At 73.3% G+C, this 21,680-nt stretch carries 22 protein-coding genes, 1 pseudogene and 1 riboswitch; of the genes and pseudogenes, 11 read left to right on the top strand and 12 right to left on the bottom strand.

Translation table 11 applies throughout. From position 1 onward, the window contains the following. Nucleotides 1-73: 73 nt before the first annotated feature. A complete protein-coding gene (locus ACZ6S8_RS00720; protein WP_469451195.1) occupies nt 74-1,525 on the top strand; it encodes a catalase in 1,452 nt (483 codons plus the stop codon). Between the two features lie 64 nt (nt 1,526-1,589). Here ACZ6S8_RS00720 and ACZ6S8_RS00725 read toward each other — a convergent pair whose 3' ends face one another. Both ACZ6S8_RS00725 and hisN read right to left on the bottom strand, forming a co-directional pair. Next, the gene (locus ACZ6S8_RS00725) at nt 1,590-1,991 is read right to left on the bottom strand and encodes a CBS domain-containing protein (RefSeq protein ID WP_469451197.1); all 402 of its coding nucleotides are present in this window, start codon (nt 1,989-1,991) and stop codon (nt 1,590-1,592) included. A 167-nt stretch (nt 1,992-2,158) separates the two neighbouring features. Beyond that, nucleotides 2,159-2,962: a histidinol-phosphatase gene (hisN, locus tag ACZ6S8_RS00730; RefSeq protein WP_469451198.1), complete on the bottom strand. Its 804-nt coding sequence runs from the start codon at nt 2,960-2,962 to the stop codon at nt 2,159-2,161. Between the two features lie 128 nt (nt 2,963-3,090). On the opposite strand from hisN, the gene ACZ6S8_RS00735 reads away from it, so the two are divergent. Next, the gene (locus tag ACZ6S8_RS00735; RefSeq protein ID WP_469451201.1) at nt 3,091-3,630 is read left to right on the top strand and encodes a TetR/AcrR family transcriptional regulator; all 540 of its coding nucleotides are present in this window, start codon (nt 3,091-3,093) and stop codon (nt 3,628-3,630) included. On the opposite strand, the gene ACZ6S8_RS00740 is transcribed toward ACZ6S8_RS00735, so the two are convergent. The 4 genes and pseudogenes from ACZ6S8_RS00740 to ACZ6S8_RS00755 all read right to left on the bottom strand — a co-directional run bounded on the left by ACZ6S8_RS00740 (nt 3,596) and on the right by ACZ6S8_RS00755 (nt 7,334). Then, on the bottom strand, nt 3,596-3,919 hold the full coding sequence (locus ACZ6S8_RS00740; RefSeq protein WP_030225858.1) for a DMT family transporter: 324 nt from the start codon (nt 3,917-3,919) through the stop codon (nt 3,596-3,598). The genes ACZ6S8_RS00735 and ACZ6S8_RS00740 overlap by 35 nt on opposite strands. A 171-nt stretch (nt 3,920-4,090) precedes the next feature. After that, nucleotides 4,091-5,101: a ribosome small subunit-dependent GTPase A gene (rsgA, locus tag ACZ6S8_RS00745; protein WP_469451203.1), complete on the bottom strand. Its 1,011-nt coding sequence runs from the start codon at nt 5,099-5,101 to the stop codon at nt 4,091-4,093. A 143-nt stretch (nt 5,102-5,244) separates the two neighbouring features. Next, nucleotides 5,245-6,567, bottom strand: a pseudogene (gene aroA / locus ACZ6S8_RS00750) (3-phosphoshikimate 1-carboxyvinyltransferase); the annotation flags it as partial. Nucleotides 6,568-6,620: 53 nt separating this feature from the next. Further along, nucleotides 6,621-7,334, bottom strand: a complete 714-nt coding sequence (locus tag ACZ6S8_RS00755; RefSeq protein WP_469451205.1) for a M50 family metallopeptidase — start codon at nt 7,332-7,334, stop codon at nt 6,621-6,623. 53 nt (nt 7,335-7,387) lie between these two features. Between ACZ6S8_RS00755 and ACZ6S8_RS00760 the strand changes: the two genes are divergently transcribed. The 8 genes from ACZ6S8_RS00760 (at nt 7,388) to def (ending at nt 15,130) form a co-directional block, all read left to right on the top strand. Next, nucleotides 7,388-8,203: an SOS response-associated peptidase gene (locus ACZ6S8_RS00760; RefSeq protein ID WP_469451206.1), complete on the top strand. Its 816-nt coding sequence runs from the start codon at nt 7,388-7,390 to the stop codon at nt 8,201-8,203. 27 nt (nt 8,204-8,230) lie between these two features. Continuing rightward, nucleotides 8,231-8,881: an alpha/beta hydrolase family protein gene (locus ACZ6S8_RS00765; RefSeq protein WP_469451208.1), complete on the top strand. Its 651-nt coding sequence runs from the start codon at nt 8,231-8,233 to the stop codon at nt 8,879-8,881. Nucleotides 8,882-9,218: 337 nt separating this feature from the next. Continuing rightward, nucleotides 9,219-9,863: a sigma-70 family RNA polymerase sigma factor gene (locus ACZ6S8_RS00770; protein ID WP_267718386.1), complete on the top strand. Its 645-nt coding sequence runs from the start codon at nt 9,219-9,221 to the stop codon at nt 9,861-9,863. After that, nucleotides 9,860-10,165, top strand: a complete 306-nt coding sequence (rsrA, locus tag ACZ6S8_RS00775) for a mycothiol system anti-sigma-R factor (RefSeq protein ID WP_267718020.1) — start codon at nt 9,860-9,862, stop codon at nt 10,163-10,165. Before ACZ6S8_RS00770 ends, rsrA begins: the two co-directional genes overlap by 4 nt. A 204-nt stretch (nt 10,166-10,369) precedes the next feature. After that, complete coding sequence (locus ACZ6S8_RS00780; protein ID WP_469451210.1) at nt 10,370-11,959, top strand: HD-GYP domain-containing protein; 1,590 nt, start codon at nt 10,370-10,372, stop codon at nt 11,957-11,959. A gap of 89 nt (nt 11,960-12,048) precedes the next feature. After that, nucleotides 12,049-13,299 carry an HD-GYP domain-containing protein gene (locus ACZ6S8_RS00785; protein ID WP_469451860.1) on the top strand — a complete coding sequence of 417 codons (1,251 nt, stop codon included), beginning with the start codon at nt 12,049-12,051 and terminating at the stop codon, nt 13,297-13,299. 105 nt (nt 13,300-13,404) lie between these two features. Then, on the top strand, nt 13,405-14,412 hold the full coding sequence (locus tag ACZ6S8_RS00790) for a tetratricopeptide repeat protein (protein WP_383929199.1): 1,008 nt from the start codon (nt 13,405-13,407) through the stop codon (nt 14,410-14,412). An 82-nt stretch (nt 14,413-14,494) separates the two neighbouring features. Next, complete coding sequence (def, locus tag ACZ6S8_RS00795) at nt 14,495-15,130, top strand: peptide deformylase (protein ID WP_386522675.1); 636 nt, start codon at nt 14,495-14,497, stop codon at nt 15,128-15,130. Between the two features lie 136 nt (nt 15,131-15,266). On the opposite strand, the gene ACZ6S8_RS00800 is transcribed toward def, so the two are convergent. Both ACZ6S8_RS00800 and ACZ6S8_RS00805 read right to left on the bottom strand, forming a co-directional pair. Next, on the bottom strand, nt 15,267-15,467 hold the full coding sequence (locus tag ACZ6S8_RS00800) for a hypothetical protein (protein ID WP_469451213.1): 201 nt from the start codon (nt 15,465-15,467) through the stop codon (nt 15,267-15,269). A 183-nt stretch (nt 15,468-15,650) separates the two neighbouring features. Further along, on the bottom strand, nt 15,651-16,619 hold the full coding sequence (locus ACZ6S8_RS00805) for a helix-turn-helix domain-containing protein (protein ID WP_469451215.1): 969 nt from the start codon (nt 16,617-16,619) through the stop codon (nt 15,651-15,653). A gap of 81 nt (nt 16,620-16,700) precedes the next feature. On the opposite strand from ACZ6S8_RS00805, the gene ACZ6S8_RS00810 reads away from it, so the two are divergent. After that, on the top strand, nt 16,701-16,928 hold the full coding sequence (locus ACZ6S8_RS00810; RefSeq protein ID WP_469451217.1) for a hypothetical protein: 228 nt from the start codon (nt 16,701-16,703) through the stop codon (nt 16,926-16,928). Between the two features lie 121 nt (nt 16,929-17,049). On the opposite strand, the gene ACZ6S8_RS00815 is transcribed toward ACZ6S8_RS00810, so the two are convergent. The 4 genes from ACZ6S8_RS00815 to ACZ6S8_RS00830 form a co-directional block, all read right to left on the bottom strand. Continuing rightward, nucleotides 17,050-18,066, bottom strand: coding sequence for a ribonucleotide-diphosphate reductase subunit beta (locus ACZ6S8_RS00815; RefSeq protein ID WP_405529153.1), 1,017 nt, complete (start codon nt 18,064-18,066; stop codon nt 17,050-17,052). Further along, nucleotides 18,066-20,501 (bottom strand): ribonucleoside-diphosphate reductase subunit alpha, encoded by a 2,436-nt coding sequence (locus tag ACZ6S8_RS00820; protein WP_469451219.1) that lies wholly within the window; start codon nt 20,499-20,501, stop codon nt 18,066-18,068. Before ACZ6S8_RS00820 ends, ACZ6S8_RS00815 begins: the two co-directional genes overlap by 1 nt. 165 nt (nt 20,502-20,666) lie before the next feature. After that, nucleotides 20,667-20,800, bottom strand: a riboswitch (cobalamin riboswitch). Between the two features lie 41 nt (nt 20,801-20,841). After that, nucleotides 20,842-21,339, bottom strand: a complete 498-nt coding sequence (locus ACZ6S8_RS00825) for a GNAT family N-acetyltransferase (protein ID WP_469451221.1) — start codon at nt 21,337-21,339, stop codon at nt 20,842-20,844. A gap of 137 nt (nt 21,340-21,476) precedes the next feature. After that, a complete protein-coding gene (locus ACZ6S8_RS00830) occupies nt 21,477-21,665 on the bottom strand; it encodes a CstA-like transporter-associated (seleno)protein (RefSeq protein WP_469451862.1) in 189 nt (62 codons plus the stop codon). Between the last annotated feature and the right edge of the window lie 15 nt (nt 21,666-21,680).

The raw sequence follows: 21,680 nt of genomic DNA on the forward strand, positions 1-21,680 counted from the left end.
AGACAATGTCCATTGTAGGATCGGTTACGGCTCAGGCCAGGGACAGGACACCGGAACCACGCAGGAGGCGCACGTGACGCAGGGACCGCTCACCACGGAGGCCGGAGCCCCGGTCGCCGACAACCAGAACAGCGAGACCGCCGGCGTCGGCGGCCCCGTTCTGGTCCAGGACCAGCTCCTGCTGGAGAAGCTCGCGCACTTCAACCGCGAGCGGATCCCGGAGCGCGTGGTCCACGCCCGCGGCGCCGGTGCGTACGGCACCTTCACGCTGACCCGCGACGTCTCGCAGTGGACCCGGGCGGCGTTCCTGTCCGAGGTCGGCAAGGAGACCGAGACCTTCCTGCGCTTCTCCACGGTCGCCGGCAACCTCGGCTCCGCCGACGCGGTGCGCGACCCCCGCGGCTGGGCGCTGAAGTTCTACACCGAAGAGGGCAACTACGACCTCGTCGGCAACAACACCCCGGTGTTCTTCATCAAGGACGCCATCAAGTTCCCCGACTTCATCCACACCCAGAAGCGCGACCCGTACACGGGCTCGCAGGAGGCGGACAACGTCTGGGACTTCTGGGGTCTGTCGCCCGAGTCGACCCACCAGGTGACCTGGCTGTTCGGCGACCGCGGCATCCCGGCGTCCTACCGCCACATGAACGGCTTCGGCTCGCACACGTTCCAGTGGAACAACGAGGCCGGCGAGGTCTTCTGGGTCAAGTACCACTTCAAGACCGACCAGGGCATCAAGAACCTCACCCAGGCCGAGGCCAACCGGCTCGCCGGCGAGGACCCCGACTCGCACCAGCGCGACCTGCGCGAGTCCATCGAGCGCGGCGACTTCCCGAGCTGGACCGTGCAGGTCCAGGTCATGCCGGCCGCCGAGGCCGCCGAGTACCGCTTCAACCCGTTCGACCTCACCAAGGTGTGGCCGCACGAGGACTACCCGCCGATCGAGATCGGCAAGCTGGAGCTCAACCGCAACCCGGAGAACGTCTTCGCCGAGGTCGAGCAGTCGATCTTCTCCCCGGCGCACTTCGTGCCCGGCATCGGCCCGTCCCCGGACAAGATGCTCCAGGGCCGCCTGTTCGGCTACGGCGACGCCCACCGCTACCGCGTCGGCATCAACGCCGACCACCTGCCGGTGAACCGCCCGCACGCCACCGAGGCGCGGACGCACTCCCGCGACGGCCACCTGTACGACGGCCGCCACAAGGGCGCGAAGAACTACGAGCCCAACAGCTTCGGCGGCCCGCACCAGACGGACCGCCCGCTGTGGCAGCCCGTCCCGCTCACCGGCGGCACCGGCAACCACGCCGCACCGGTCCACCGCGAGGACAACGACTTCGTCCAGGCGGGCAACCTGTACCGCCTGTACTCGGAGGACGAGAAGTCCCGCCTGGTGGAGAACCTGGCCGGCTTCATCGCCAAGGTCTCCCGCGACGACATCGTCGAGCGCGCGGTCAACAACTTCCGCCAGGCGGACGCCGACTTCGGCAAGCGGCTGGACGTCGCGGTCCAGGCCCTCCGCGGCTAGAACCCCGCCGCTCGTCGAAAAGCAGGAGGGCCGGATCCCCGACGGGATCCGGCCCTCCCGCCGTTCAGCCCGCCAGTTCGGCCGTGCGGCGCCGGCTCGGGACCCAGCAGCGGATCACATCGCGCACGGAGACGATGCCCACCGGGCCGCCGTCCTCCAGCACGATGAGGTGCCGGAAGCCCCCGTTCGCCATGGCCTCGGCGGCTTCCTCCACGGTGGCTTCCGGGGTGCAGAACACGACGTTGTTGGTCGTGTGCGCCCCCACGGACTCGCGGTCGGGATCGTGTCCCGCGCCGACGGAGTTGAGGATGTCGCGCTCGGTCAGGATGCCGACCCCGCTGTGCTCGGGGTCGAGTACGACGGCCGCGCCCACGCGCCGGCCGGACATCAGGCAGGCCGCCTGCCGGAGGGTGTGCGCTGGTCCGAGGGTGAGGATCACGGAGCTCATTGCGTCGCGGACGAGCATGAAGAGAGCCACCTCCTGGGGTGAGTCCGCCCGCCTGGAAGGGTGCCGATCGAGAAATCGTTCACAAAGGCACAAGCGGGCGGATCCTTAGATTCCCACGGACACGGAGGGTCAGCAAGGAGGCGCGTAGCGCGCACCGGGCCCGCGGGCCCGCGCCGGAGCGGGGATCAGGCGCGCGGGCGCAGCAGGTCCAGCATCTCGTCGTGGAGCAGTCCGTTCGAGGCCGCCGCGTTCCCGCCGTGCACGCCTTCCGCACCGTCCAGGCCGGTGAAGCGGCCGCCCGCCTCCTGGACGACGACCGCGATGGCCGCCATGTCCCACAGGTTCAGCTCCGGCTCGGCGCACAGGTCCAGCGAGCCCTCGGCGACCATCATGTACGGCCAGAAGTCGCCGTAGCCGCGGGTGCGCCAGCAGGCCCGGGTCAGGTCCAGGAAGCCGGGCAGCCTGCCCTGCTCCTCCCAGCCGGACAGCGAGGAGTACGCGAACGAGGCGTCGCCCAGTCCGGCCACCTTCGAGACGCCGATCGCCGTCGTCGCGCCGAGCGCGCCGCCCGCGAACGCGCCGCCGCCCTGCGCCGCCCACCAGCGGCGGCCCAGCGCCGGCGCGGACACCACGCCGACCACCGGGCGGAAGACGCCGTCGGCGCCCTCGGCCATCAGGGAGATCAGGGTGGCCCACACGGGGACCCCGCGCACGTAGTTCTTCGTCCCGTCGATCGGGTCCACGACCCAGCGGCGCGGGCCCGTGCCCTCCAGGCCGTACTCCTCGCCCAGGATCGCGTCGTCGGGGCGGGCGGCGGCGATCCCGGCCCGGATGATCTCCTCGGCGGCCTTGTCCGCCTCGCTCACCGGCGTCATGTCCGGCTTCGTCTCGACCACCAGGTCGAGGGCACGGAAACGCTCCATCGTGGCGGCGTCCGCCGCGTCGGCGAGGTCGAGGGCAAGGCGCAGGTCATCGTCATACTCGGACATGGCCGAACAGTATCGCGGCCGCCTCCGCGCCCGGGACGCGCCCTTGACAGGATCTGGCGCCCCGTCAACTCTGGCGGAGGGGGTCCGGCGGGAAAGCCCGTCGGGACGCCCGGAGGGGGAGGCGACCCATGCCGGCAGCCCGGGAGTCCTTACTGGACGCGGCGGGAGCGGCGCTCTCGGCCCGTCCTTGGCCCGCCGTCCGGATGGTCGAGGTGGCCGCGGCCGCCGGAGTGTCCCGCCAGACCCTCTACAACGAGTTCGGCGGCAAGGCGGGGCTGGGCCGCGCCCTGGTCCGCCGGGAGGCCGAGCGCTACCTCGACGGGGTGGACCGGGTCCTGGCCGCGCCGGCCCCGGACGCCGAACGGCTCGCCGCCGTCGCGGAGTGGACCGTACGGGCGGCGCGCACCCGTCCCCTCGTACGGGCCCTGCTCACCGGGGCCTGGGACGCGGCGCTGCCCGCGGCCGGGCGGGCGCCGGGGCCGGGCGAGCTGGCCCGCGCCGTGCGCGACCGGGCCGCCGGAGCACTGGCCCCGCGGGAGGACGCCCGGCGGTGCGAGCTCGTCGTACGGCTCGCCCTCTCCTACGTGGTCGCCCCCGGGGAGGAACCCGACGCGCGGGAGATGCTGCGCCTGCTCAGTGAGCCGAACCGGACAGCTGGAGCCCGATGACGCCCAGGATGACCAGCGAGATCGAGACGAGCTTGAGGGTGGAGACCAGGTCGCCGAGGAAGACCATGCCGTAGATCGCCGTCCCGGCCGCTCCGATGCCCGTCCACACCGCGTACGCCGGGCCCACGTCCAGCTTCTTGAGCGCCAGGGTCAGCAGGCCGAAGCTGCCGAGCGCGAAGCACGCGAAGGCGATGGTCGGCCAGAGCCGGGTGAACCCGTGGGACAGCTTGAGGCAGACCGCGAAACCGGTCTCCAGGATCCCCGCGACCACGACCAGCAGCCACGCCATGTCGAATGCCTCCCCGCCTCACGTGGCGCGGCCGGGGGCCGGAGTCCGGGCCCCGGCCTGCGCGCCACTCGGTGCGAGTATGCATTTACCAGGCGCGGCCGTCCGCAAACCCCGCCGGACGCGCCGCAGCCGCCCGCGCCGAGGGCCGCGGGCAGCCCGCGAGCGGGCCCGTCAGTCGCCGTCGCGGCGCTCGCGGGTCTCCAGCAGCCGCCGCAGCGAGTACAGCCGGGCCTGGTCCGCGTGGCCGTCCTCCACCCACTTGTCGAGCGCGCAGTCCGGCTCGTCGTGGCTGCAGGCGCGCGGGCACCCCTCCGTACCGGGCACCAGGTCGGGGAAGGCCAGGATGACCCGGGACGGGTCCACGTGGTGCAGGCCGAAGGAGCGCACGCCCGGGGTGTCGATGACCCAGCCGTCGCCCGAGGGCAGTGGCAGGGCGAGCGCCGAGGTGGTGGTGTGCCGGCCGCGGCCGGTGACCGCGTTGACGTGTCCGACGGCGCGCTGGCGGCCCTCGGCGACCAGCGAGTTCACCAGGGTGGTCTTGCCGACGCCGGAGTGCCCGACGAAGGCGGTGATCCGCCCGTTGAGGCGCTCGCGGACCCGGTCGGCGGCGTCGCCCGTGGCGAGCTCCTCGCGGTTGGTCACCACGTAGTTCACGCCGAGCGTCGAGTAGATCTCCAGGATCTTGTCGGCGGACGTGAGGTCGGACTTGGTGAGCACCAGCAGGGGCTCCAGCCCGGCGTCGTACGCCGCCACCAGGCAGCGGTCGATCATGCGCGGCCGCGGCTCCGGATCGGCCAGGGCCGTGACGATCGCGAGCTGGTCGGCGTTGGCGACGACCACCCGCTCGTACGGGTCGTCGTCGTCCGCGGTGCGCCGCAGGACGGAACGGCGCTCCTCGATGCGCACGATCCGGGCGAGGGTGTCCTTCTTGCCCGACAGGTCACCGACGATCCAGACCCGGTCGCCGACCACCGCCGCCTTGCGGCCCAGCTCGCGGGCCTTCATCGCGTGCACGGTGCGGTCCTCGACGAGGCAGGTCAGCCTGCCCCGGTCGACGGTGAGGACGAAGCCCTCCGAGGCGTCCTCGTGCTTGGGCCGGATGGTGGTCCGGGGCCGGTTGCCCTTGCGGTTGGGGCGGGACCGGATGTCGTCCTCGTCGGTGTTCTTGCCGTACCTGCGCATGACGGGCCCTACGCTCCCGCACCCGCTCCGGCCCGGGAGGGGCCGCCGGAGGACGTCCCGGACGCACCCGCGCCCGTACGGGCACCCGGGGCGCCGGAGGCCGCGGGGGCAGCGGAGGCCGTGGGGGCGCCGGAGGCCCCGGCGAGCATGTCCGCCCACATCGCCGGGAAGTCCGGCAGGGTCTTGGCGGTCGTCGCCACGTTCTCGATGAGCACGCCGTCCACCGCCAGGCCGATCACCGCGCCCGCGGTGGCCATCCGGTGGTCGTCGTACGTGTGGAAGGTGCCGCCGTGCAGCGGGCGCGGCCGGATGTGCAGCCCGTCCGCGGTCTCGGTGACGTCGCCGCCGAGCGCGTTGATCTCCTTGGTCAGCGCCGCCAGCCGGTCGGTCTCGTGCAGCCGCAGGTGCTGGACCCCGCGCAGGACGGACTCCGAGTCGGCCAGGGCCGCCACCGCGGCGATGCCCGGGGTGAGCTCGCCGACCTCGCCGAGGTCCACGTCGATGCCGTGGATCTTGCCGGTGCCCGAGAAGACCAGGCCGTCGTCGGTCAGCTCGCAGGAGCCGCCCATCTCCGTGAAGATCCGGCGCAGCGCGTCACCGGGCTGCGTGGTGCGGCGCGGCCAGTCGGGGATCGTCACCGTGCCGCCGGTGATCAGGGCGGCCGCCATGAAGGGCTGCGCGTTGGAGAGGTCCGGTTCCACGACCATGTCGCGGCCCAGCAGGGCGCCGGGGGAGACCCGCCACACGTTCTTCTCGCCGCCGGCCTCGGGGGTGTCGACCTGGGCGCCCGCCGCGCGCAGCATCTCCACGGTCATCCGGATGTGCGGCATGGACGGCAGGTTGGTGCCCACGTGCCGCACCTCGACGCCCTGGTTGAAGCGCGGGGCGGAGAGCAGCAGGGCGGAGACGAACTGCGAGGAGTTGGTCGCGTCGATCTCGACCACCCCGCCCTCCAGCGCCCCGCCGCCCTGGACGGTCAGCGGCAGCGCGCCCCGGCCGTCGTCGTCGATGCGGGCGCCGAGCGTGCGCAGCGCGGTGATGACCTGGCCCAGCGGACGCTCGTAGGAGCGGGGGTCGCCGTCGAAGCGGATGTCGCCCGCGGCGAGGGTGGCGACGGGCGGCAGGAAGCGCATGACCGTGCCCGCGTTGCCGACGTCGACCGTGGCCGGACCGTGCAGCGCCGCCGGGATGACCCGCCAGGCCTCGCCGCTCGCGCCGTCGCCGGCGGAGCTGGAGGAGACGGTCTCCTCGATGCCGACGCCCATCGCGCGCAGGGCGTCGGACATCAGTTGGGAGTCCCGCGAGCGCAGCGGACGGCGCACCCAGCCGGGCTCGGAGGCGAGGGAGGCCAGCACCAGGGCCCGGTTGGTGACCGATTTGGACCCGGGCACCGTGACGGTGGCGTGTACGGCCGCTTCGGCGAGCGGAGCGGGCCAGAGGGCGGGGAGCGCGGGGGAATCGGTCATGGCCCCCACTTTAGTGGCTCCGCCCGGTGCCGGATCTTGATCGCGACGCCGTCTCAGAGGCCGAGCAGCCAGCGGCCGCCGCCGACGAGGGAGCAGAGCGCGACGACGTGGAAGAGGACCAGCCACACCACCGGGTGGACGTGCGTGAGCCGCCCCAGCTGGTCGGCGTCGGAATCCGGTGCGGCGCCGCCCCGGCGCTTGGCCTGGAGCTCGAAGACCGGCCGCACCCCGCCGAGCAGCAGGAACCACACCACGGCGTAGGCGAAGGCGGCCTGGACCTCCGCGGGGGCCAGCCAGGACACCAGCAGGAAGGTTCCGCCGGTCAGGATCACCGTCAGGGCCCCGTACGCGTTGCGGATCATCACCAGCATCACGACGAGCAGGGCGGTCGCCGCCCACAGCAGCAGCGTGATCCGGTGCGCGGACAGCAGCGCGGCCCCGCCCAGCCCGAGCAGCGAGGGGGCGGTGTACCCGGCGGCCGCCGTCAGGACCATGCCGAGGCCCGAGGGCTTGCCCCGGCTGACCGTGACACCGCTGGTGTCGGAGTGCAGGCGGATGCCGTCCAGGCGCCGCCCGGTGAGCAGCGCCAGCAGGCCGTGCCCGCCCTCGTGGGCGATGGTGACCGCGTTGCGCGAGAGGCGCCACAGCGGGCGCGGCCCCACGGCGGCCAGCGCCGCCAGCCCCGTCACGATCACCAGCCACAGGTCGGGCGCCGTCTGTATCCCCGTGAGCCGGTCCCAGAGGCCGGCCGTAGAGCTGCTGTCCATGAAGTGGCGGACTCCTTGCGGTGGTGGTCGGGTGCCATGGCAGTGTGGCAGCCATGTGCGGACGGTATGCAGCGAGTCGTAGCCCCGAGGACCTGGTGGAGGCCTTCGGCGTCGAGAAGTGGGAGCCGGAGGAGTCCCCGGAGCCCGACTGGAACGTGGCGCCGACCAAGGAGGTCCTCGTCGTCCTCGACCGTCCCGTGAAGGACGCTCCGGATCCGCGTCCGGTTCGCCAGCTCCGCGTCCTGAAGTGGGGCCTGGTGCCGTCCTGGGCCAAGAACCCCGACGGCGCCGCCCGGATGATCAACGCCAGGTCCGAGACCCTGCACGAGAAGCCGTCCTTCCGGCGGCCGTTCGCACAGCGCCGCTGCATCGTCCCCGCCGACGGCTACTACGAGTGGGTCACCGCCCACGACGAGCGGCAGCTGGAGGTCGAGGGCAAGAAGAAGCGGGCCCGCAAGCAGCCGTACTTCGTGCTCCCCGCCGACGGCTCCGTCTTCGCCATGGCCGGGATATACGAGTTCTGGCGCGACGCGACCCTGCCCGCCGACCACCCCCGGTCCTGGTGGGCGACCTGCTCCGTGATCACCACCGAGGCCGAGACCGGCCCGCTGGGCGTGGCCCCCGCCGAGGGGCCCGCCTCGCTCGCCGACATCCACCCCCGGATGCCGCTCATGCTGGCCCCCGACACGTGGGACGCCTGGCTGGACCCGGCCCGGACCGACCCCGACGGGCTGCGGGAACTGCTGGCGCCGCCGCCGGGCGGGCTGATGCGGGCCTACCCCGTCTCCACCGCCGTCAGCAACGTCCGCAACAACGGGCCCGAACTGCTGGACGAGCTGGCCGCGCCGGAGGAGGCGACGCTCTTCTGACCGGCGCCGACCCGGCATGATCGGCCCATGACCCCGCGTACCGAAAGCGTCGACACCCCGCCGGGCGAGGCCCGCGTGACCTGGCACCCCGCCGCCTCCGCCCGCCTCGTGCTCGCCGTGGGCCACGGCGCCGGCGGCGGCATCGAGGCCCGCGACCTCCGGGCGCTGGCCGCCGCCCTGCCCGCGCGCGGGATCACCGTGGCCCTGGTCGAGCAGCCCTGGCGGGTCGCCGGGAAGAAGGTGGCCGCCGCGCCCAAGGTGCTGGACGAGGGCTGGCGCGGGCTCTGGCCGGTGCTCGCGCGCCCCGGACTGCCCGTGGTCGCGGGCGGCCGCAGCGCCGGCGCACGCGTGGCCTGCCGGACCGCCGCCGGCCTCGGCGCCGCCGGGGTGCTGGCGCTGGCGTTCCCGCTGCACCCGCCTGGCCGCCCCGAGAAGTCCCGCGCCGACGAGCTGCTCGGCGCCGGCCGCCCCGCCCTCGTGGTCCAGGGCGGCCGGGACGCCTTCGGCCGCCCCGGGGAGTTCCCGGCGCCGGGGGCGCAGGACCCGTACGAGCTCGTCGAGGTGCCCGACGGCGACCACGGCTTCGCGGTGCCCAAGCGGGCGCCGACCACCCAGCAGCAGGCCCTCGACGTGATCACCGACGCGGTGGGCGCCTGGCTGGAGGGGCTCGCCCCCTGACCGCGACCTGACACATTCGCGCGGCGGATCGCGGCGGCGGAGCGGCACCCCGCCGCCCCGTGGCGCGACGGGGGTGCGAAACCCCGCCGCCCGCCGGGGAATGCGCCGTACGGCCCTTCTGTTGTCCCGGATGTCGGAACGCACGGCAATTCGTCGGCAGGAGAGGAAGCGCATGACCCAGGCCATCAGCCAGAACCGCAGGCAGGCCGCTGACCTGGACTGGACGGTACTGCCCGGGCCCAAGCGCAGCTCGCTCCGAGCGGCGGAGGGCCGGGAAGGTCGACTATTCTCCGATTCGAGCGGATCCGCTTTCGGAGCCGCCACGCTGTCGGAGGAGGTGGGTCCTGTCGCCGGGACCGACGAAGGCCACGCGGAGGAGACGACCCCGGAGCGCAACGCGCGCTTCGAGAGGGACGCCCTCGGCTACCTCGACCAGATGTACTCGGCCGCGCTGCGCATGACGCGCAACCCGGCCGACGCCGAGGACCTGGTCCAGGAGACGTACGCGAAGGCGTACGCGTCGTTCCACCAGTTCCGGGAGGGCACCAACCTGAAGGCGTGGCTCTACCGGATCCTGACCAACACGTTCATCAACTCCTACCGCAAGAAGCAGCGCGAGCCCCAGCGCAGCGCCGCGGAGGAGATCGAGGACTGGCAGCTGGCGCGCGCCGAGTCGCACATGTCGACGGGACTGCGCTCGGCCGAGTCGCAGGCGCTCGACCACCTGCCCGATTCGGACGTGAAGGAAGCCCTCCAGGCGATTCCGGAGGAGTTCCGCATCGCGGTCTATCTCGCCGACGTAGAGGGCTTTGCGTACAAGGAGATCGCGGACATCATGGGTACACCCATCGGTACGGTCATGTCGCGACTGCACCGTGGCCGCCGTCAACTCCGCGGAATGCTGGAGGACTATGCCCGTGAGCGCGGGCTGGTACCCGCCGGCGGGGGAGAGTCGAACGACAGGAAAGGCTCGGGCTCATGAGTTGCGGAGAGCCGCACGAGACGGAGTGCGCTGAGGTCCTGGACCACCTGTACGAGTTCCTCGACCACGAGATGCCCGACAGTGACTGCACGAAGTTCGAGACACACTTCGGCGAGTGCAACCCCTGCCTGGAGAAGTACGGCCTGGAGCAGGCCGTGAAGAAGCTGGTCAAGCGCTGCTGCGGGTCCGACGACGTGCCGAGCGACCTGCGCTCGAAGGTCATGGGCCGGATCGAGCTGATCCGGTCGGGCCAGGCGGTGCCGGACCACGACGTCACCGCCGACAACCCGGCCACCGGCTGACCCGGCCGGTCCCGGGCCCCCGGCCCCGTTTCGACGACCGCCCCCGGAAGGGCACTTCGTTCACCCGAAGGTGCTAATCCGGGGGCGTCCGCTTGGCGCAATGCGGAAATGTGGCCCACCGGCATCGGGGCCCCACTTATTCTCCCCATTCGGTACCGGTCGGATTCGGTACCCGGCTCGGACGCCACACGGGAGGAGAGCGCCATGCGGGCACTTCCGCCGGCGGCGCGCGGATACATCCTCTGCGGCGTCCTCGCGGCACTCGCCTGCATCACGCCCGCATTCACCGGCGCCGGCACCCCGTGGCCGGCGGTGGTCCTGCTGTCGGCGCTCTACCTCGGCTGCGAACTCGTCAGGTTCTGCCCGCTGCTGGGCTCCCGGGTCCCCGAGGGCATCGGCTCCTTCTTCCCCGTCCTGCTCGCCGCCGTGTTCCTGCTGCCGCCCGCGGCCGCCGCGCTCGTCGCCCTGCCCGGCGGGCTCGCCGGGACGGTGGCCGAGCCGCCCGTCCGGGTGCGCCGGGCCTGGCACGGCGCACAGCAGGCGATGGCGGCCTGGACCGCCGGGCAGGCGTTCGCGCTGCTGGGCGGGCCGGACGCGCTCGGCTCGCGGGGCGGGCCTCCGGGCGCACCCGGGGCCGCCGTGTCCGCCGCGGCTTCCGAAGCGGGCGTGTGGCTCGCGGACTTCCCGTACGTCCTGGTCCCCGCGGCGGCCGCCGTCGTCGTCTTCTGCCTCGTGCTCACCGCCCTCGACACCGGCGTCCTGGTCACCGCGGAGCGCCGCTCCGCCGCCACGGTCTGGCGCGGGCCGCTGGCCCGGTCCCTCGCCCCGCACTGCGTGCACGGCCTGGCCGGGCTGATGATGGCCGTCCTGTGGCGCAGCCCGTACGGGCTGACGGCCGCGCTCCTGGTCCTGCTGCCGATGTACATCTCCTGCTGGGTCTTCGCCCAGTACCACCGCGAGCGCGCCGCCCACCGGGCCACCATCCGCGCCCTCGTCCAGGCCGTCGACATCAAGGACCGCTACACGCGCGGCCACAGCGAGCGGGTCGGCCAGGCCTCCGCGATGATCGCCCGCGAGCTGGGGATGGCCGAGGACCGCCTCGAAGTCGTCCGCATCGCCGGGATCCTGCACGACGTCGGCAAGCTCGGCGTCCCCACCCGGCTGCTCCGCAAGGACGGGCCGCTCACCCCCGAGGAGCGCCGGATCATCGAACTGCACCCCGAGTACGGCCACGAGATGGTGCGCGGCATCGGCTTCCTGGGCGAGGCGCGGTCCGCGATCCTGCACCACCACGAGCGGGTCGACGGCTCCGGCTACCCGTACGGGCTGACCGGCGACCAGATCCCGGTACTGGCCCGGGTCGTGGCGGTCGCCGACGCCTTCGACGCGATGACCTCCACCCGTTCCTACAGCCGGGCCCGCCCGGTTCCGGCCGCCCTGACGGAACTGGAGCGGTGCGCGGGGGCGCAGTTCGACCCGGCCATGGTGCTGGCGCTGGCCGAGGCCATCGGACGGCACGGCTGGCACCCCGTGGTCACCTCCGACGAGGACCTCCAGGTGATCGGCGCCGCCGCCCCGGGCGCGGGCCCCGCCGCCCCCGCCACAGGGCCGGGGCTCCCCGGGCTCCCGGGGCAGGGCCGGGACGCGGCCCCGGACCGGCCGGGCGACGGGGGGCGGGCCGCCTTCCAGGGGGCGGGCCGGCCGGCGGCGGCCCCCGCGGCGCCGCCCGGCGGCCCCGGAGCAGGAACCTTCCGGCCGCCCGACGAGCGGCGCGGGCCGGGAGCGGGAGCGTGAAGGGGACCGGCGCCGCGCGGGGCCTGCGCGGCGCCGCCGCATCGGGCCTGCGCGGGGCCGCCGCGTGGAGCGTCCGCGGGGCCGCCGCGCTGGTCACCGTCGCGGCCCTCGGCCACACCCTGTGGACCGGGGTCCTGGACCCGGGCCCGGCCCTGGCCTTCGGCGCCCTGGTCGCGGTCGGCGAGCTCGCCCGCCGCGACCGCCGCACCGACGGCCGCCCCGACCGCCCCGGGCCCGGCGCGGCCGAGGACCGCCGGCCCGCGCCGCTCGGCTCCGCCGGGGCCCTCGCGTACGCCCTGCTGGGCCAGATCGCCGGGCAGCCCTCCCACCACGGGGTCCTCCAGACCGTCGCCGTCGTGGTCGCCGCCGCCCTCGTCGGGGTGGTCCCGCACATCGCCCGGGGCAGCGGCCCCGCCCTCGACCACGTCGCCCGGCGGGTGCTGACCGTCGCGTTCGCCGCCGCCTGTTTCCAGCCGCTGTACAACTCCGGCCGGCTGGAGCAGTGGCTCGGGCAGAGCCCGTACCTGGTCCTCTTCCTCCTCTTCCTGCTCTTCCTCACCGCCCTGTGCGACGCGGTGCTCGCCGCCGCCCTGGCCGGGGACCGGACCGGATGGCCGTACGGGCCGCTGCTGCGCGACGAGCTGCGCGCCCAGCTGGGCATCGGCTCGGCGATCTGCGCCACCGGGGTCGTGATGGCCCTGGGCGTGGCCGTCGCCGGGCTGTGGGCCCTGCCCGTCTTCAGCGTGCCCCTGCTGCTGACCCAGATGTCCTTCCACCGGATCGCCGCCGTCCGCACCACCTACCGGCAGACCATCACCTCCCTCGCCCGGGCCACCGAGATCGCCGGATACACCCGGCCGGGCCACTCCCGCCGGGTCGCCGCGCTGAGCTGCGCCGTGGGCCGGGAGCTGGGCCTCTCGGAGCGGGACCTCACGGTGCTGGAGTACGCCGCCCTGATGCACGACATCGGCCAGCTGTCCTTGGTCGACCCGGTCCCGGAGGGGGCGACCGCCGAGCTGCCCCCCGCCGAGGCCCGCCGCATCGCCGGGCTCGGCGGGGCGGTGGCCCGCCAGACCGGGGTGCCGGCCGAGGTCGCGGTGGTCGTGGAACTGCAGGCCGACCCGTACCGGGAGCAGCCCGTGGCCGCCCGGATCGTGCGCGCGGTGAACGCGTACGACGACCTGGTCGCGGGCAGTCGTCACCCGGGCGGCTCACTGGCCGCCCTGGAGCAGCTGCGGCTGGGCACCGGGCAGGACTACGAGCCGGAGGTCGTGGAGTCCCTGGCGAGGGTTCTGGCCAGGGAGGGGCGTGACAGAGTTGTTCCCGTCCCGCCTGGGTAACCCATGGGTAATGAGCGGCCGTCCGAGCGGGCATGGTTGGATGCCAGTAAGAGTGACCGTGACAGTGTCCGCAAGGCTGCACCGTTGGACCGGCAGGCGGGAAACGTGAGGATCTTCGGGAAGGTACGGCATCGGCCCTCCGCCTCGTGGCGGCAGGCCACCGACCGCGCGTTCACGCTGATCGGAGACGGTCGGTACGAGGACGCGGGAGCGCTGCTGACCAGAGCGGCGGACCTGGAACCGTGGCTGTCCGAGTCCTGGTTCAATCTGGCCCTGCTGCACAAGTTCCGCCACGACTGGGAGCAGGCGCGGGCCGCCGGGCTGCGCGCCGTGGCCCTGCTGGACCGGGAGGCCGGCGCCCCGGACTGGTGGAACGTCGGCATCGCGGCCACCGCGCTGCAGGACTGGCCGCTGGCCCGCAGGGCCTGGCAGGCGTACGGGCTGAAGGTGCCCGGGGACTCCCACGGCTCGGGCGCGGGCGGGAAGTCCGGCGGCGAGCCGGTCGGCATGGAGCTGGGCAGCGCCGCCGTGCGCCTGTCGCCCGAGGGCGAGGCCGAGGTGGTCTGGGGCCGCCGGCTGGACCCGGCCCGGCTGGAGGTCCTGTCGATCCCGCTGCCGTCGTCCGGGCGGCGCTGGGGCGAGGTCGTGCTCCACGACGGGGTGCCGCACGGGGAACGGGTGACCGCGGCCGGTCCCTCCTACCCGGTCTTCGACGAGATCGAGCTGTGGGCGCCGTCGCCGGTGCCGACCTGGGTGGTGCTGCTGGAGGCGGCCACCGAGTCGGACCGTGACGCGCTGGAGCAGCTGGCCTCCGACGCGGGCTTCGCCGCCGAGGACTGGTCCTCGTCGGTGCGGCTGCTGTGCCGTACCTGCTCGGAGAGCGAGATGCCGAGCGACGAGGGCGACGGCGAGCACCTGGACCCCCACGACCACAGCGAGCCGGGGCACCCCGGGCCGCTCGGGCACCGCACGGCCGGCTCCGGTTCGCTGTGGGTGCCGGAACGGGAGTGCGGGATCGCGGCGCCGGCCGGGCTGGTGCGCGGGCTGCTCGACGGCTGGGTCGCCGACAGTCCGGACAGCCGCGAGTGGCGGGATCTCGAAGAAGTCTGCTGAGCCGGGGCCGTAGGCTGTACGGGCACATCGGTGGCCATTGGCGACCACCGGTGCCAGGACTTACGGAAGGCGTACGGCGGACATGGCGCAGCAGGAGAACGAGGTCGTCGAGAACCTGAACGACGGGTACGTCGTGGACACCGAGGGCTGTGCGGAGCGCGAGCTCGCCCACCGCGAGCGTGGCACCGCCCGTCCGATCACGGTGGTCGGCAACCCGGTCCTGCACCGGGAGTGCAAGGACGTCACGGAGTTCGGCGACGAGCTGGCGCAGCTGATCGACGACATGTTCGCCAGCCAGAAGGCCGCCGAGGGCGTGGGCCTGGCCGCGAACCAGATCGGCGTGGACGCGAAGGTCTTCGTCTACGACTGCCCGGACGACGACGGCAACCGGCACACCGGTGTCGTGGTCAACCCCAAGCTCGTCGAGCTGCCCGCGGGCGCGCGGGTGCTCGACGACTCCAACGAGGGCTGCCTGTCGGTCCCGACGGCGTACGCCTCGCTGGCCCGCCCGGACTACGCCGAGGTCACCGGCCAGGACGCTCAGGGCAACCCGATCAAGGTGCGCGGCACCGGCTACTTCGCGCGCTGCCTGCAGCACGAGACCGACCACCTGTACGGGTACCTGTACATCGACCGGCTCTCCAAGCGCGACCGCAAGGACGCCCTGCGGCAGATGGAAGAGGGCACCCCGCGCTACGAGACCGTCCCGAACGCGTAGACCGTCCCGGCCGCGACGGCCGCCGCGCACGTCGACAGGGCCCCGCTCCGGGTGAGGAGCGGGGCCCTGTCGACGTGCGGTACGGGCGCCGGGGCGACGACCGGTGAGACGGCCGGGGCGGCGACCGGGAGGCGGGCTACTTCCGCACCGAGCCCCAGCCGCTGTCGGCGGGGGCCGAACCCCAGCCGCTGTCGGAGGGCTTCGGCCCCCGGCTGCTGTCGGCGGGCGCGGCGCCCCAGCCGCTGTCCGCGGACGCGGTGGCGGCCGCACCACCGAGGAGCAGCGCGGCGAACGCGGCGGCGGTGAGAATGCGAGCGGTACGGCTCGTACGGGACATGCAGGCCCCCTGGGCTTGGTGAGAGGTGCGGGGCCCGGGCGCTGTGCGGGCGGTCGGGCCGGGCATGCTCACCGTACGTCATCGAACGGCTACGAATGGGGTCGGTTCGGGTCAAGTGTGCTCAAGGTTTCGGCCAGTCGCATATCGGTCACGCGACCGGGCCCGGGGGGTGCGCGGCCCCGGTCAGGCCACCGCCCGGGGCCCCCGGAAGGCCCGGCGGAAGGAGTTCGGGGTCGTGCCCAGGGCGCGCAGGAAGTGGTGGCGCAGCGCGGCCGCGTTGCCGAAGCCGCAGCGCCCGGCGATCGCGTCGACCGTCTCGTCGGTGGACTCCAGCAGCTCCTGCGCGAGCAGCACCCGCTGCCGCAGCACCCACTGGTACGGGGTGCTGCCGGTCTCCTGCAGGAAGCGGCGGGCGAAGGTGCGCGGGGACAGGTGGGCGCGCTCCGCGAGCTGCTCGACGGTGATCTCGTCCGCCAGGTGGCGCGCCATCCACGCGATGACCTCGCCGACCGTGTCGCAGGAGGTGCGGGGGAGCGGCCGCTGGATGTACTGGGCCTGCCCGCCGTCCCGGTGCGGGGGGACGACCATGCGGCGCGCGATGGTGTTGGCCACCTCGGCGCCCTGCTCCTGCCGTACGACGTGCAGGCACGCGTCGATCCCGGAGGCGGTGCCCGCCGAGGTGATCACCGGGCCCTCGTCCACGTACAGCACGTCGGGGTCGACCCGCGCCCGCGGGTAGCGGCCGGCCAGGGCGGGGGCGTGCATCCAGTGCGTGGTGCAGCGCCGGTCGTCGAGCAGGCCGGCGGCGCCGAGCATGAAGGCGCCGCTGCACACGCTCAGCACGCGCGCGCCGCGGTCCACGGCCCGGTGCAGGGCGTCCAGCAGCGGGCGGGGATAGTCGCGGGTCGGTGCGTCGCGGTCCGCGGGCAGGCAGATCAGGTCCGCCTCCTCCAGCCGGTCGGGCCCGTGGGGGAGGGTGAGGCTGTAGTGGCCGTCGCCGACGGAGAGGGGGTTGTCCTCCATCGCGCAGACGGCGAAGTCGTACGTGGGCAGGCCCATCGCGCTGCGGTCGATCCCGAAGACCTCGCAGAAGATGCCCATTTCGAAGGGGGCGACGCCGTTGACCACGGCCACGGCCACGTTGTTCAGCATGACGCCAGTGTGGCAGTAATTCGCACTTCCATGACAGTCCTGCCACTGTTCGATCTTTGCCGCACTCGCGAGAGTGGAGTCATGAACACGTTCCTGGACTACCTGACCGTCCTCGCCGTCGCGGCCCTCCTCGTCGCCCCGGCCCTCCACGGAGCCCTCGCCGACCACCGCACCGACCGCCAACTGCGCACCGCCGCCGGGCGGGGGCCGCAGCGCCCGCGGACCGTCCGGGCCGGGTTCGGGCGTACGCGCACGGAGCCCCGTCCGGCGGCGCCGCGCCTGGCGGTACGGCACGCGCCGGGGCGCTGAACCGTCTGCCCGGCAGCGCGTTCCCGCCGCCGTTCGTCCCCGCTCAGCAGCGCGTCCCCGCCCCCGGACTTCCCGGGAACGGGGACGCGCGCGTGCCGGCCGGCCCGGCCGGCGACGCGGACTAGAAGTCCTCGTCCAGGTCGACCGTGCCCTCGACCGCGACCTGGTAGGCCGACGGGCGGCGCTCGAAGAAGTTCGTCAGTTCCTGAACGCCCTGGAGCTCCATGAAGGAGAACGGGTTCTGGGAGCCGTACACCGGCGGGAAGCCGAGGCGGACCAGGCGCTGGTCCGCGACGCACTCCAGGTACTCGCGCATGGACTCGGTGTTCATGCCCGGCAGGCCGTCGCCGCACAGGTCGCGGCCGAACTGCAGCTCCGCCTCAACGGCCTCTCGCAGCATGTCGGTGACCTGCTGCTGGAGGGCGTCGTCGAAGAGCTCCGGCTCCTCCTTGCGGACGGTGTCCACGACCTCGAAGGCGAAGTTCATGTGCATGGTCTCGTCGCGGAAGACCCAGTTCGTGCCGGTGGCCAGGCCGTGCAGCAGGCCGCGCGAGCGGAACCAGTACACGTACGCGAAGGCGCCGTAGAAGAACAGGCCCTCGATGCACGCGGCGAAGCAGATCAGGTTCAGCAGGAAGCGGCGCCGGTCGGCGGCCGTCTCCAGCCGGTCGATCTTCTCGACCGAGTCCATCCACTTGAAGCAGAACTGCGCCTTCTCGCGGATCGAGGGGATCTCCTCGACCGCGTCGAACGCGGCCGCGCGGTCGTCCGGGTTGGGCAGGTAGGTGTCGAGCAGCGTCAGGTAGAACTGGACGTGCACGGCCTCCTCGAACAGCTGGCGCGACAGGTACAGGCGCGCCTCCGGGGAGTTGATGTGCTTGTACAGCGTCAGCACGAGGTTGTTCGAGACGATCGAGTCGCCCGTCGCGAAGAACGCGACCAGCCGGCCGATCATGTGCTGCTCCGACGGGGTCAGCTTCGCGAGGTCCGCGACGTCCGAGTGGAGGTCGACCTCCTCCACCGTCCACGTGTTCTTGATCGCGTCACGGTAGCGCTCGTAGAAGTCCGGGTAGCGCATCGGGCGGAGCGTCAGCTCAAAGCCCGGGTCCAGCAGGTTCTTGGTGTCGTTGGAGCTCATTACTGGCAGGCCTCGCAGGACTCGGGGTTCTCAAGGGAGCAGGCCAGCGCGTCGGCGTCGACGGCCTGCGGAAGCGGAGCGGCGGATGCCGGGACGGCGGCGGGCGCCGGGACGGCGGAACCGGACGCCGCGCGGGCGATCTTCGTCGCCGGGCGCGAGCGCAGGTAGTACGTCGTCTTCAGGCCCTGCTTCCAGGCGTACGCGTACATCGAGCTGAGCTTGCCGATGGTGGGCGTCTCCAGGAACAGGTTCAGCGACTGCGACTGGTCGAGGTACGGGGTCCGGGCCGCCGCCATGTCGATCAGGCCGCGCTGCGGGATCTCCCACGCCGTGCGGTACAGCGCGCGCACCTCGGCCGGGATCCAGCCGAAGCCCTGGACCGAGCCGCTCGCCTCGCGCAGCGCCTCGCGGGTCTGGGCGTCCCACACGCCGAGCCGCTTCAGCTCGTCCACCAGGTATGCGTTGACCTGGAGGAACTCACCGCTCAGCGTCTCGCGCTTGAACAGGTTGGAGACCTGCGGCTCGATGCACTCGTACACGCCCGCGATGGAGGCGATCGTCGCCGTCGGGGCGATCGCCAGGAGCAGCGAGTTGCGCATCCCGGTCTTCGCGATGCGGGCGCGCAGCGCGTCCCAGCGCTCCGGCCAGTTCTGCTCGACCTCGTAGTGGTCGGGGTGCAGCACGCCGCGCGCGGTGCGGGTCTGCTCCCAGGCGGGGAGCGGGCCGTTCTTCTCGGCGAGGTCGCAGGAGGCCTCGTACGCCGCGAGCATGATCCGCTCGGACAGCTTCGTGGACAGCGCCTGCGCCTCGGGGGAGTCGAAGGGCAGCTTCAGCCGGAAGAAGACGTCCTGGAGGCCCATGGCGCCCAGACCCACCGGCCGCCAGCGGGCGTTGGAGCGGCCCGCCTGCTCGGTCGGGTAGAAGTTGATGTCCACCACGCGGTCCAGGAAGGTCACCGCGGTACGGACGGTCTCGTCCAGGCGCTCCCAGTCGATCCGCTCGCTTCCGTCACCGGCGCCTGCCAGGACGAAGGCGCCCAGGTTGACCGAACCGAGGTTGCAGACGGCCGTCTCGCCGTCGTTGGTGACCTCGATGATCTCGGTGCAGAGGTTGGAGGAGTGGACGACCGTGCCCGGCTCGGCGGTCTGGTTCGCCGTGCGGTTGGAGGCGTCCTTGAAGGTCATCCAGCCCTGGCCGGTCTGCGCGAGGGTGCGCATCATCCGGCCGTACAGCTCGCGGGCGGGCATGGTCTTGCGGGCCAGGCCCGCCGCCTCGGCCTTGCGGTACGCGGCGTCGAAGTCGTCGCCCCACAGGTCCACCAGCTCGGGGACCTCGGCCGGGGAGAACAGCGACCAGTCGGCGTCGGCGTTGACACGGCGCATGAACTCGTCCGGCACCCAGTGGGCGAGGTTCAGGTTGTGCGTACGGCGCTGGTCCTCACCGGTGTTGTCGCGGAGCTCCAGGAACTCCTCGATGTCCGCGTGCCAGGTCTCCAGGTACACGGCGGCGGCGCCCTTGCGGCGGCCGCCCTGGTTCACCGCGGCGACGGAGGCGTCGAGGGTCTTCAGGAACGGGACGATGCCGTTGGAGTGGCCGTTGGTGCCGCGGATCAGCGAACCGCGGGCGCGGATGCGGGAGTACGAGAGGCCGATGCCGCCGGCGTGCTTGGAGAGGCGCGCGACCTGGTGGTAGCGGTCGTAGATCGAGTCGAGCTCGTCCAGCGGGGAGTCCAGCAGGTAGCAGGAGGACATCTGCGGGTGCCGGGTGCCGGAGTTGAACAGCGTGGGGGAGGACGGCAGGTAGTCGAGGCGGCTCATCAGCCGGTACAGCGAGGCCACTTCCTCGACGGCCTGGACGCTGTCGTTCTCGGCGAGGCCGCAGGCCACGCGCAGCATGAAGAACTGCGGGGTCTCCACGACCTGGCGGGTGATCGGGTGGCGCAGCAGGTAGCGGCTGTGCAGGGTGCGCAGGCCGAAGAAGCCGAAGCGGTCGTCGGCGCCCTCGGCGAGCGTGTGCTCGACCAGCGCGTCCAGGCGGGCCGCGTGGGCCCTGACGAACTCGGCGGTGCGGTCGGCGATCAGGCCCTCGCGGTGGCCCACGGCGACGGAGGCGGAGAACGAGGTGGCGCCCTGGCCGGCGGCCTCCCCGGCCACGGCCAGCGTCAGCAGCCGGGCGGCGAGGCGGGAGTACGCCGGGTCCTCGGAGATGAGGCCCGCGGCGGCCTCGGTGGCCAGCCCGCGCAGTTCGGCCTCGTCGGCGATGGAGCTGCGGCCGCGCAGCGCGGCGGCGGCGACCCGGCCGGGGTCGGTGTCGGGCAGGTCGGCCGTCAGTTCGGTGAGGGTACGCAGGAGTGCGGCCCCGGGACCTTCGCCAGATCCATGAAGAGCCGTGGACGGAACGGACTCGGCGCGCGGTGCGGAAGGCGCGATGGTCACGGGGGTTGCTCTCCCTCGCTCGGCCCGGTCATCGGCGGGGCGGGGTGCGAGGGGCGCATGCGGGACAGCGCACGGGCCGGCCCGGGCAGGGCAGACGGCTCGTGCACCGCATGGCGTCCACCGGCCCAACCGCGAGGCCCGGACGTATCGGCACCCGGTTCGGTCGAGCCGGGTGCGCTGTCGGCAGGTCCTCGGACTTGCAGGTACACCAATCGGTGCACTTCATACCGTTGCGGGACAGTTCCGGATTCGCACCGGATTCCCCTGCGGCGACAGCAGCCCTGAGCATACATGTGGGGGCGGCTGTCTGCGGAAGCCCCCACATGTTGTGTCGGCGTGGCTACAGCTTCAGCCGGTACGTCAGCAGGGTGAGGCCCTCGATCGGCGCCCAGTCCCGCTCCGGAGTACGTTCGAAACCGAGCCGGGAGTAGATCCGGTGGGCCCCGGCCATGCTCCGCTGGGTGGACAGGACCATCGCGGAAACCCCCTCGATCGCCCGCGCCCGGTCCAGGCAGGCCCGTACCAGCGCCTCGCCGGCGCCCTGCCCGCGGCCTTCCCGGGCCACGGCCAGCATCCTGAACTCGGCCTCGTCCGGGCCGGCGATGTCGGCGAGCGGGCTCCCGGGCGCGGCGAAGGTCACGCCGCCGAGGATCCGCCCGCCGCGCTCGGCGACGAGCACCTCGGCGCGGGCGGCCCGGCCGGCCACGTCGCGCAGGACGTTCAGGTAGTCGTCGTTCTCGTTCGGGTCCAGATGCCCGTCGGCGAGGTAGGCCTGCGCCGTGATCTCGCCCAGCTCCGTGTACTCGGCGGGCAGCGCCGCCCTGATCACCATGTCCATGCGGTCGAGTGTGCAGGACGGGTGCGGGGTGCCGGGACGCCGGGCGGGCAAGGCCGGTCGGCCGGGCGGTCCCCGCCGCGGCGCCGGACGCCGAAGGCCCCGCCGCGGGGAGCGGCGGGGCCTTCGGGGCGGGCGGGTCAGCAGCAGCGGAAGCCCTCGCGGGGGTCCGCCTCGCGCGCGTCGGTGCGGGCCCGTTCGAAGGCCCGGCGGGTCGGGACCGCGGCGTCGGGGTCGTGGGAGCGGGCGTGTGCGACGTACCGGTCGTACGCGGCCTCGCCGGAGAACTCCCGTACGAAGTACCGGGCCCGGGCCAGCGCCCGGCGCAGCCGCCCGGGCCCGGC

Source organism: Streptomyces sp. NPDC048461, from assembly GCF_055587105.1.